Consider the following 9,261-nt stretch of genomic DNA (forward strand, 5'->3'; position numbering starts at 1 on the left):
ATCCGTACCGGCGACGTGGTCGGCGACATCGACCTCGGCGAGCGGGGGGTGGCGCGCCCCGGTGAGACGGTCACCCTGACCGTCGAGCTGGGCCGTGACGTACCGCTGGAGCCGGGGCTCGGCTTCGCGATCCGTGAGGGCGGCCGCACCGTCGGCGCCGGCACGGTCACGACCGTGCTCTGAGCCGTACCGCCCGCTCTCGGGGCCTGCCACCGCGCAGGGCCCGAGAGCGGGGCGGGCGGCCGGGCGGGCGGGCGCACAATGGGGAGGTGAACGAGCCCATTCCTGTCATCCGCGCCGTCGACTGCGGCACGGCGAAGCTGCTGCCCGACGTGGACCGGGAGCGGGCCTGGCTGCTGACGGTCGACGGCGCGCCGCAGTCCTACGTGGACCTGGACGAGCCGGCCCATCTGGAGTTCGAGTACGTCCGCAGGCTGGGCCATGTCCTCGACTGCGCGGCCCCCGAGGGCGAGCCGCTGGCGGTGCTCCATCTCGGCGGCGGAGCCCTCACCCTGCCCCGGTACGTGGCGGCGACCCGCCCCGGCTCCCGGCAGACGGTCGTCGACTCCGACGCGCCGCTGCTCGACCTCGTCGCCGAACTGCTGCCGATACCCGAAGGCGTGGGCATCGACGTCCACGCCGCCGACGCCAGAAGCTGGCTCGCACAGGCGCCGGACCGCTCCTTCGACGTGCTCGTCGCCGACGTCTTCGGCGGCTCACGCGTCCCCGCGCACCTCACCTCCGTCGAGTACGCACGCGAGGCCGAGCGGGTGCTGCGCACCGGCGGGATCTACGCCGCCAACCTCGCCGACGCCGCGCCCTTCGACTTCCTCGGCTCCCAACTGGCCACCTTCGCCACGGTCTTCGAGGAACTGGCGCTGATCGCGGAACCGGCCGTGCTGCGCGGGCGCCGCTTCGGCAACGCCGTACTCCTCGCCTCGCACACCCCGCTCGACACGACGGCGCTGGCCCGCAGGACCGCGGGCGACGCCTTCCCCGCACGGGTCGAGCACGGCGCTTCGCTGCGCCGCCTCATCGGCGACGCCACGGCCGTACAGGACACCGGCGCCGTACCGTCACCCCTCCCGCCCGACGGCGCCTTCAGCATCGGCTGAGACGGCGGCGGAACCGGGGACGCGAGAACCGGAAACGGCAGGACCGGGGACGGGAAGAGCGCCCGCCGCACCCGCTCCGTGCACCGAGCCTTCTCCCTGCACCGAGCCGTGCACCGGCACGTCCGACCGGCGCCGCGTCAGCCGCCGTACGTCGGGCACGCACAGCACGGCGAGCGTCAGCAGCAGGATCAGCCCCGAACAGCCCCACAGCGCGGCCGAGCGCCCGAAGGCGCTCTCGGCGGGCCCCGCGAGCGCGGCGGCGACCGGCACCATGCCGACCGAGCCGAACCAGTCGTAGGAGGCGACCCGGGACAGCTTCTCCTCCGGGATCTCCTGGTGCAGCGCGGTCATCCACGACACACCGAAGATCTCGACCGAGACCCCCGTCAGGAACATCACCACCGTCAGCGCCACGATCGGCAGCGGCAGCGCCAGACCCGCCGAAGGCAGCGCGAGCGGCAGGATGCCCAGCGAGCCCGCCAGCAGCAGCCTGCGCGGCTTCCAGCGCGTCATCAGCAGACCACCGCCGACGGTCCCGGCCCCGAAGGCGGCCAGCGCCAGACCCCACGGTCCTGGACCGCCCAGCGAGTCCCGGGCCACCAGCGGCCCGTACACGGACTCGGCCGCCACGATGACCGCGTTGACCACGGAGAACTGGATCACGATCGTCCACAGCCAGGGCCTGCCGATGACCTCGCGCCAGCCGTCCCGCAGGTCGGCGAGCACCCCGCCACCCTTCTCGCGCGCCGGGACATGGCTCACGTCGAGGAAGGCCCGCAGTGTCCCCGCCACCAGGAACGCGCCCGCGTCGACGGCGAGCACCCAGCCGGGACCGAGCACACCGATCAGCGCGCCGCCCAGGGCGGCCCCGCCGATCCCCGCGCCGTTCATCGCCATCCGGTACACGGCGAAGGCGCTACCCGCCTGCTCACCGCTGACGCTGGACATCACCATGCCCTCGGACGCCGGGCTGAAGAACGCCTGGCCCGTGCCGCCCAGTCCGGCGAGCACCATCATCTGCCACAGCTGGGCGTGGCCCGCCAGCACCAGCGCCGCGAACGCCGCCTGCGAGAGACAGTTGAGCGCGTTGGCGGCGACCATCACCCGGTGCCGCGGCAGCCGGTCGGCCACCGCGCCGCCCACCAGCAGGAACACCACCAGCGGCACGGTGCGGGCGGCGGCCACCAGACCCACGTCGCCGCTGTCGCCGCCCGCGTCCAGCACCGCGAACGCCGAGGCGATCAACGCGCCCTGGCTGCCCAGGTTGGTGATGATCGCCGCGGCGGTCAGCAGTCGGTAGTTGCGGCGTGGAGAGGTCACCCCGGGACTATCCCGGACCGCCACCCGGCTATCAAATCGATTGCGCCGGGCGGCTCCCCACCACGGCCGGGACCTAGGAGGCGGACTCCGGCAGCCGCACCGTGTTCAGGATCTTCATGACCGTGGCGTCCGGCACCTCACCGGTCACCCCGGTGTTGGCGTACAGCACCCACGTGGTGAAGTCCCCCTTGGTGTTGCTGAAGGTGAAGGCGACCGACTTGCCGTCCGTGTCGCACTTCGTCTTCTTGGCGAGGCCCTTGCTCGACGCCGTGGCGTAGCTCCCGGTGAGACCGGACTTGGTGGTGTACGGCTTGGCCTTGCTGACCGTGATCTTGTCCTTGCCCTTCGGGTCCTCCTGCGCGTAAGCGCCGAAGACCCAGGCCCCCGCCTCGTTGCGCGCCGCCGTCTGGGTGTCCTTCGCGCCCTGGCCGCCCTTGGTACCGGTGCCGGCGAGGCTGGTGTCGGACATCTGGCCGTCGTGGTCCGGGTCCGACTGGCACCACTTGGACTTCAGATAGGCCGGCGCCGAGAAGGAGATGTACGGGGTGCCGTCCCCCTTCTTCGAGTCCTCGAAGCCGGCGATGATGCCCGCCTTCTGCACCTCCCACTCCGGCGGGACGTCGAAGACCGTCCCGTGCTGCGGGTTGGTCACCACCTTCCACCCCGCGACCTGCGGCTTGGCGCCCGCGGAGCCGTCGCGCGGGTTGGCCTGCGACGTGCTGGGACTCGGCTCCTGGGAGCCGGAACCGGTAGGTGAGGGTGACGACTTGGAATCGGCCACCGGCTTCTTGTCGTCGTCCTTGCCGAGCACCAGAAAACCGGTCACCCCCGCCGCCACCAGGACAGCGAGGATGGCGACGATCGCGGTGATCTTCGTCTTCCGCCGGTCGTCACCCGGCGGCTTCGGCGGCCCCGGCTGCCCGCCCTGGCCGTACATCGGCACGGTCGGCTGCTGGTACGGATTGGGCTGCGGATACCCCGGCTGCTGCTGCGGATAGCCGGGCTGCTGCTGGCCGTACCCCGGTTGCTGGTACGGGTTGGGAGCCGGATTCGGCTGCTGTCCGTACCCCGGCTGCTGATACGGGTTCGGATTCTGATTCGGGTCCTGCGGGTTCTGCTCGCCCCCGGGCGGCTGCTGTCCTGGCCACATGGCGAGTAACCATAGAGGGGGCATGCAACTGTTGGCACGCCCGCCCCGTGCCGGGACCCCGGAAACCCCCGGCGCGCGGCTGTCAAGACGGAAACCGGCTGGATGCGCGTTGCCTCCCGGAGCGTCGCCCGCACCACACCCGCGGGGCCCCTGAACCACCCCGCCCAGCGGGTAGGGTGAACAGGTGTGCTTCCGGACGGGGCAGGCCGGTCGGCTGCGCGGGGCGCACCAGGGGACAGCGGGAGGAACAGGCGTTGCACGTCCAGGAGTGGCTAGAGTCCGTACCGGCGGTCAGCGTCTACATCCTGGTGGCCGTGGTCATCGGGGTGGAGAGCCTGGGCATCCCGCTGCCCGGCGAACTCGTCCTGGTGGCGGCAGCGCTGCTCGCCTCCCAGCACGGGGAGATCAATCCGTACGTCCTCGCCGCCTGCGCGTCGGCCGGAGCCGTCGCCGGTGACTCGACGGGGTACGCGATCGGCCGCAAGGGCGGCAGACCCCTGCTCGCCTGGCTCGCCGGGAAATTCCCCAAACACTTCGGCGAACCCCAGATCGCCATGGCGGAGCGGTCGTTCGAGAAATGGGGCATGTGGGCGGTCTTCTTCGGCCGCTTCATCGCCCTGCTGCGGATCTTCGCGGGACCGCTCGCCGGTGTGCTGCACATGCCGTACTGGAAGTTCCTGACCGCGAACCTGCTCGGCGGGATCGTCTGGGCCGGCGGTACGACCGTCGTCGTCTACGAGGTCGGCGTCGCCGCCGAGGACTGGCTCAAGCGGTTCTCGTACGTGGGCCTGGCCGCCGCCGTGGTGGTCGGCGCCGGCTCGATGCTCCTGGTGCGCAACCGCGCCAAGAAGGCGCACGAGCGGATGGAGGCCGAGCGCGCGACGGGCGACCAGGACTCCGTCCGCGCGGTCAGCACCGACTGACCGCCCGTCCCGGCGGACCGCCCCGGCCGATCGGCCGCCGTCAGACTTCCCGCGCCTCGCGGTGCGCCTTCGCCAGATCCAGATAGACCGCCGCGTTGAGCTTGATCCCCGCGCGCTCCTCCTCGGTCAGCAGGCGCCGCACCTTGGCCGGTACCCCCGCGACCATCGACCCCGGCTCCACCCGCATCCCCTGCGGCACCAGGGTCTGCGCGGCGACCAGCGACCCGGCCCCGATATGGGCGCCGTTGAGCACCGTCGCACCCATCCCGATCAGCACGTCGTCCTCGACGGTGCAGCCGTGCAGCACGGCGTTGTGCCCGACAGAGACCCGCTCGCCCACGGTCAGCGGCATGCCGGGGTCGGAGTGCAGGGTGCAGTTGTCCTGGATGTTGCAGTCGGCGCCGAGCCGGATCGCGCCGCAGTCGGCCCGCAGCACCGTGTGGTACCAGACGCTGGCGCCGGCCGCCACGAAGACCTCGCCGACCACCACGGACGTCGGCGCCAGAAAGGCCGAAGGGTCGATCTCGGGGCTCTTGCCGCCGACGCCCGCCACCCATGCCCGCTGTGTCATCCGTGCTCTCCTTCATCACCGGTCGTCACAGGCACGGTAGGCGACCGGCCGGCGCGCGCTGACGCCAGGTCGGCCAGGAGTTGGCTGTTTCCGTCGGCCGACGATCAATAGCCTTGGTGGTACTGCCAGTTATTGACCGGCCCGGTCCCGACCGAGGGAGTTCCATGGCGACCGCACAGCAGATACCCGACATCCTGTCGGCCGAGTTCGCCGCCGACCCCTACCCGGCGTACCGGGTGATGCGCGAGAGCGCGCCCCTCATCTGGCACGAGGCCACCCGGAGTTACATCATCTCGCGCTACGACGATGTGGAACGCGTCTTCAAGGACCGGGACTCGGTCTTCACCACCGACAACTACGACTGGCAGATCGAACCCGTGCACGGCAAGACCATCCTGCAGCTCAGCGGCCGTGAGCACGCGGTGCGCCGGGCGCTGGTCGCCCCCGCCTTCCGGGGCGCGGACCTGCGGGAGAAGTTCCTGCCGGTCATCGACCGCAACGCGCGCGAGCTGATCGACGCCTTCCGGGACACCGGCTCCGTCGACCTGGTCGGCGGCTTCGCGACGCGCTTCCCCGTCAATGTCATCGCGGACATGCTGGGCCTCGACCGGGCCGACCACGAGAAGTTCCACGGCTGGTACACCGCCGTCATCGCCTTCCTCGGCAATCTGTCCGGCGACGCCGCCGTCACGGCGGCCGGCGAGCGCACCCGGACCGAGTTCGCCGAGTACATGATCCCGATCATCAGGCACCGCCGGGAGAATCTGGGCGACGACCTGCTGTCCACGCTCTGCGCCGCCGAGGTCGACGGCGTACGGATGAGTGACGAGGACATCAAGGCGTTCTGCAGCCTGCTTCTCGCGGCCGGCGGCGAGACCACGGACAAGGCGATTGCCTCGATCTTCGCGAACCTGCTGCTCCACCCGGAACAGCTCGCGGCCGTACGCGCTGACCGGGCGCTGATACCGCGCGCCTTCGCCGAGACGCTGCGGTTCACCCCGCCGGTGCACATGATCATGCGGCAGACCGCGACGGAGGTCGAACTGAGCGGTGGCACGATACCGCCGGGCGCCACGGTCACCTGTCTGATCGGGGCCGCCAACCGCGACGGCTCGCACTACCGGGACCCCGACACCTTCGACATCTTCCGGGACGACCTGACCGCCACCACCGCCTTCTCCGCGGCCGCCGACCATCTGGCCTTCGCGCTCGGGCGGCACTTCTGCGTCGGCGCGCTGCTCGCCAAGGCCGAGATCGAGACCGGTGTCGACCAACTCCTCGACGCCATGCCCGACGTACGGCTCGACGACGGCTTCGACCCCGTGGAACAAGGGGTGTTCACCCGGGGACCCGCCTCGCTGCCGGTGCGCTTCACACCCGTCACTGCACGACCGGAGTGAACCGGACCGGCAGCGACATCAGCCCGCGCATCCAGATCGAGGGACGCCAGGTCAGCTCGGCGGGGTCCACCGACAGCACCACGTCAGGCAGCCGTTCGAGCAGCGTCTCCACGGCCGTACGCGCGATCACGTCCGCGAGCAGCGGAGCCGGATAGGGGCAGCGGTGCTCGCCGTTGCTGAACGAGAGATGGGAGGAGTTCTCGGCGCCGACATGGCCCTCGGGCCAGATCTGCGGATCGGTGTTGGCGGCGGCGAGACCGAGCACCACACAGTCGCCCGCCTTGATCTGCCGCCCGCCGAGCTGGGTGTCGCGCACGGCCCAGCGGCCGATGAAGTTCTGGGTCGGGGTGTCCAGCCACAGCACCTCGTTCAGCGCCTGGCCGACGCTGAGCCGGCCGCCGGAGACGTTCAGCGCGAACCGGTCGTCGGTCAGCAGCAGCCGGAGCGTGTTGCAGATCCAGTTGGCGGTCGGCTGCTGGGCGGCGGCGATCACGGTGATCAGGTCCTGGACGACCTCGTCGTCGGCGAGCGCCGCCGGATGGGTCAGCATCCGGGACGTCACGTCGGAGCCCGGACTGTTGCGCTTGTCCTTGACCAGCCGTTCGATACGGCTCTGCACCCGCAGATACGCCGCCACCGGGTCGTCACCCTCGGCCGCGTCCAGCGAGATCCGCAGATCCCGCACCAGCTCCTCGGTGTCCCCGCCGCCCGCGGGCATACCGCAGAGCCGTACGACGGCACGCATCGGCAGCGCGTGCGCGTACCCGGACATCAGCTCGGCCTGTCCGCTCCCGGCGAACGAGTCGATCAGCCCGTCGCTGATCTCCCGGCACATCAGGGCCAGTTCGAACTGGTCGACGGCCTCCAGCGCCTCGGTGATCACCCCGGCCCGCCGCTGGTGCTCGGCGGCCTCGGTGAACAGCACGGAGGGCTGGTACCCCACGTACGGCATCAGCGGCCAGTCGGCCGGGATGGCGGGCCACTGGTTCCAGCGCCGGGAATCGCGGGCGAACAGCTCGTCGTGCCCCGTCACGTAGGAGACCTCGTTGTAGCCGAGGACCAGCCAGGCCGGGATGTCACCGTCGAGCAGCACCGGAGCGACCGCGCCGTGCTCCCTGCGCAGTTCGCGGTAGATCTGCGACGGGGTCTGCTGGTAGGCCAGGCCGCTCAGCGGCACGGCGTCCACGTGCCGGGGGTCCGGCGGCCGGGGTGCGGATGGATCGGTCATGGGGTCATCTCCCGTGCCATGGCCAGTTCGTAGAGGTGGTCCACGAGGGTGATCAGGACGTTCTTCCCCGACGAGCGCACCCGTGCGTCACAGTCGATCATCGGGACGTGCTCGGGCAGCGACAGCGCCTGGCGGATCTCCGCGAGCGAGAACGCAGAGGCGTCCGAGTCGAACCGGTTGACCGCGACCACGAACGGCGTCTTGTGGTGTTCCAGCCGGTCGACCGCGTACCAGGACTCGCTCATCCGCCGGGTGTCCACGAGCACGACGGCACCGAGCGTCCCGGAGAACAGCCGGTCCCACAGGAACCAGAACCGTTCCTGCCCGGGCGCCCCGAACAGGTACAGCACCATCCGCTTGTTGAGGCTGATCCGGCCGAAGTCGAAGGCCACGGTCGTGGTGGTCTTGGTCGCCACCCCTGCGGCGTCGTCGACACCGACCCCGGCCTGGGTCATGACCTCTTCGGTGTTGAGCGGTCTGATCTCGCTGACGGAGCGGACCAGGGTGGTCTTGCCCACCCCGAAACCGCCCACGACGACGATCTTCAGACCTGTCTCCGCCGCATCGGTCAGCGGTATCCGGGCGGCCGGTTGCTCAGAGGTTACGGAGTCCATGGAGCACCTCCTTCAGAAGGACGGAGTCGGGCAGTGCGGCGGGGGAGCGCGGGCTGGGCGGACGGCGCGCGGTGATCCGGCCCGTCAGCAGGAGGTCGCCGAGCAGGATCCTGACCACCGTCACCGGCAGCCGCAGCTCGGCGGAGACCTCCACGACCGCCGTGGGATGGCGGCACAGCTCCAGGATCCTGACGTGCTCCGACTGGGTGCCCGGTGTCGGCTCGCACTCGCTGACGATCAGCGTGACCAGGTCGAAGGTGTCGTCGTCGACCCGGCTGCGCCCGCCGGTCACGGTGTACAGCCGGTCGGGGTCCCCGAGATCGACGGGCCTGCGTGTCACGAGGAGGAGCCTCCCTGCGCCGGGGTGCGCGGCTCGGCCCGCAGATGCTCACCGATCTGCTCGACCAGTTCGGTCATCTGATGACCGACCACACCCGGGTCGGCGCCGTCCTCGGCGACGACGGCGAGATGGGCGCCGTCGCCCGCCGCGACGATGAACAGCAGCCCGCCGTGGAACTCGGTCATCGAGTGCCGTACGCCGCCGTTGCCGTTGCCGAACTCCACCGACGCGCCTTGTGCCAGCGCCTGGATCCCCGAGCAGATCGCGGCCAGTTGGTCGGCCTGGTCGAGGGTGAGATGGCGGCTCCAGCAGAGCTTGAGTCCGTCCCGGGAGAGGACCACGGCGTGCCGGGTGGCCGGGGTGCGTTCCAGCAGGCTTTCGAGGAGCCAGGTCAGGCTGTTGTCAGTGGTCTGCATGGGGTGCCTCGCTTTCCGGTGGGGGGTGCGCCCGGCCTAACTGGCGGGGCCTTCGGCGTCGGGACGCCGCGGGGCGCGCCGGGACCGGTGGAAGGCCCCGAACTGCGCTCCCGCGTCCCGCGCCGGCGGTACGGGCGCGGACCCGGACTCGTCGGGGTGCCGGTCGCGGTCGGCGGCGGCCATG

10 protein-coding genes and 1 pseudogene are annotated in these 9,261 nt (G+C 71.1%); 4 read left to right on the forward strand and 7 right to left on the reverse strand.

Translation table 11 applies throughout. From position 1 onward, the window contains the following. Both HY68_RS45690 and HY68_RS30300 read left to right on the forward strand, forming a co-directional pair. Positions 1 to 183: pseudogene (locus tag HY68_RS45690) on the forward strand (elongation factor Tu); the annotation flags it as partial. Between the two features lie 86 nt (positions 184 to 269). Next, on the forward strand, positions 270 to 1,115 hold the full coding sequence (locus HY68_RS30300; protein ID WP_041997842.1) for a fused MFS/spermidine synthase: 846 nt from the start codon (positions 270 to 272) through the stop codon (positions 1,113 to 1,115). On the opposite strand, the gene HY68_RS30305 is transcribed toward HY68_RS30300, so the two are convergent. Both HY68_RS30305 and HY68_RS30310 read right to left on the reverse strand, forming a co-directional pair. Then, on the reverse strand, positions 1,077 to 2,435 hold the full coding sequence (locus tag HY68_RS30305) for an MFS transporter (protein ID WP_241778808.1): 1,359 nt from the start codon (positions 2,433 to 2,435) through the stop codon (positions 1,077 to 1,079). The genes HY68_RS30300 and HY68_RS30305 overlap by 39 nt on opposite strands. Before the next feature lie 73 nt (positions 2,436 to 2,508). Further along, positions 2,509 to 3,585, reverse strand: a complete 1,077-nt coding sequence (locus HY68_RS30310) for a hypothetical protein (protein ID WP_041997844.1) — start codon at positions 3,583 to 3,585, stop codon at positions 2,509 to 2,511. Positions 3,586 to 3,839: 254 nt separating this feature from the next. On the opposite strand from HY68_RS30310, the gene HY68_RS30315 reads away from it, so the two are divergent. Continuing rightward, positions 3,840 to 4,508: a DedA family protein gene (locus HY68_RS30315; RefSeq protein WP_041997846.1), complete on the forward strand. Its 669-nt coding sequence runs from the start codon at positions 3,840 to 3,842 to the stop codon at positions 4,506 to 4,508. Between the two features lie 40 nt (positions 4,509 to 4,548). On the opposite strand, the gene HY68_RS30320 is transcribed toward HY68_RS30315, so the two are convergent. Beyond that, positions 4,549 to 5,079 carry a gamma carbonic anhydrase family protein gene (locus HY68_RS30320; protein ID WP_041997848.1) on the reverse strand — a complete coding sequence of 177 codons (531 nt, stop codon included), beginning with the start codon at positions 5,077 to 5,079 and terminating at the stop codon, positions 4,549 to 4,551. A gap of 164 nt (positions 5,080 to 5,243) precedes the next feature. Between HY68_RS30320 and HY68_RS30325 the strand changes: the two genes are divergently transcribed. Further along, the gene (locus HY68_RS30325) at positions 5,244 to 6,479 is read left to right on the forward strand and encodes a cytochrome P450 (protein ID WP_041997850.1); all 1,236 of its coding nucleotides are present in this window, start codon (positions 5,244 to 5,246) and stop codon (positions 6,477 to 6,479) included. Here the strand turns inward: HY68_RS30325 and HY68_RS30330 are convergent. From HY68_RS30330 to HY68_RS30345, 4 genes are read right to left on the reverse strand one after another with little or no spacing between them, the layout of a single operon-like run. Continuing rightward, entirely contained in the window at positions 6,460 to 7,707 is a 1,248-nt protein-coding gene (locus HY68_RS30330) for a cytochrome P450 (RefSeq protein ID WP_041997852.1), read from the reverse strand. The two genes, HY68_RS30325 and HY68_RS30330, sit on opposite strands and share 20 nt — an antisense overlap. Beyond that, positions 7,704 to 8,321 carry an ATP/GTP-binding protein gene (locus HY68_RS30335; RefSeq protein ID WP_041997854.1) on the reverse strand — a complete coding sequence of 206 codons (618 nt, stop codon included), beginning with the start codon at positions 8,319 to 8,321 and terminating at the stop codon, positions 7,704 to 7,706. Before HY68_RS30335 ends, HY68_RS30330 begins: the two co-directional genes overlap by 4 nt. Next, positions 8,302 to 8,661, reverse strand: a complete 360-nt coding sequence (locus HY68_RS30340) for a DUF742 domain-containing protein (protein ID WP_041997856.1) — start codon at positions 8,659 to 8,661, stop codon at positions 8,302 to 8,304. The genes HY68_RS30335 and HY68_RS30340 overlap by 20 nt, the downstream gene beginning before the upstream one ends. Beyond that, positions 8,658 to 9,077: a roadblock/LC7 domain-containing protein gene (locus HY68_RS30345; protein WP_041997858.1), complete on the reverse strand. Its 420-nt coding sequence runs from the start codon at positions 9,075 to 9,077 to the stop codon at positions 8,658 to 8,660. The genes HY68_RS30340 and HY68_RS30345 overlap by 4 nt, the downstream gene beginning before the upstream one ends. Positions 9,078 to 9,261: the final 184 nt, after the last annotated feature.

The organism is Streptomyces sp. AcH 505 (assembly GCF_000818175.1).
Taxonomy (GTDB): Bacteria; Actinomycetota; Actinomycetes; order Streptomycetales; family Streptomycetaceae; genus Streptomyces.

Coding starts and splice junctions, on each gene's coding strand:
- HY68_RS30310 (WP_041997844.1), bottom strand. CDS start 3,585: ATGTGGCCAGGACAGCAGCCGCCCGGGGGCGAGCAGAACCCGCAGGAC.
- HY68_RS30320 (WP_041997848.1), bottom strand. CDS start 5,079: ATGACACAGCGGGCATGGGTGGCGGGCGTCGGCGGCAAGAGCCCCGAG.
- HY68_RS30325 (WP_041997850.1), top strand. CDS start 5,244: ATGGCGACCGCACAGCAGATACCCGACATCCTGTCGGCCGAGTTCGCC.
- HY68_RS30330 (WP_041997852.1), bottom strand. CDS start 7,707: ATGACCGATCCATCCGCACCCCGGCCGCCGGACCCCCGGCACGTGGAC.
- HY68_RS30335 (WP_041997854.1), bottom strand. CDS start 8,321: ATGGACTCCGTAACCTCTGAGCAACCGGCCGCCCGGATACCGCTGACC.
- HY68_RS30345 (WP_041997858.1), bottom strand. CDS start 9,077: ATGCAGACCACTGACAACAGCCTGACCTGGCTCCTCGAAAGCCTGCTG.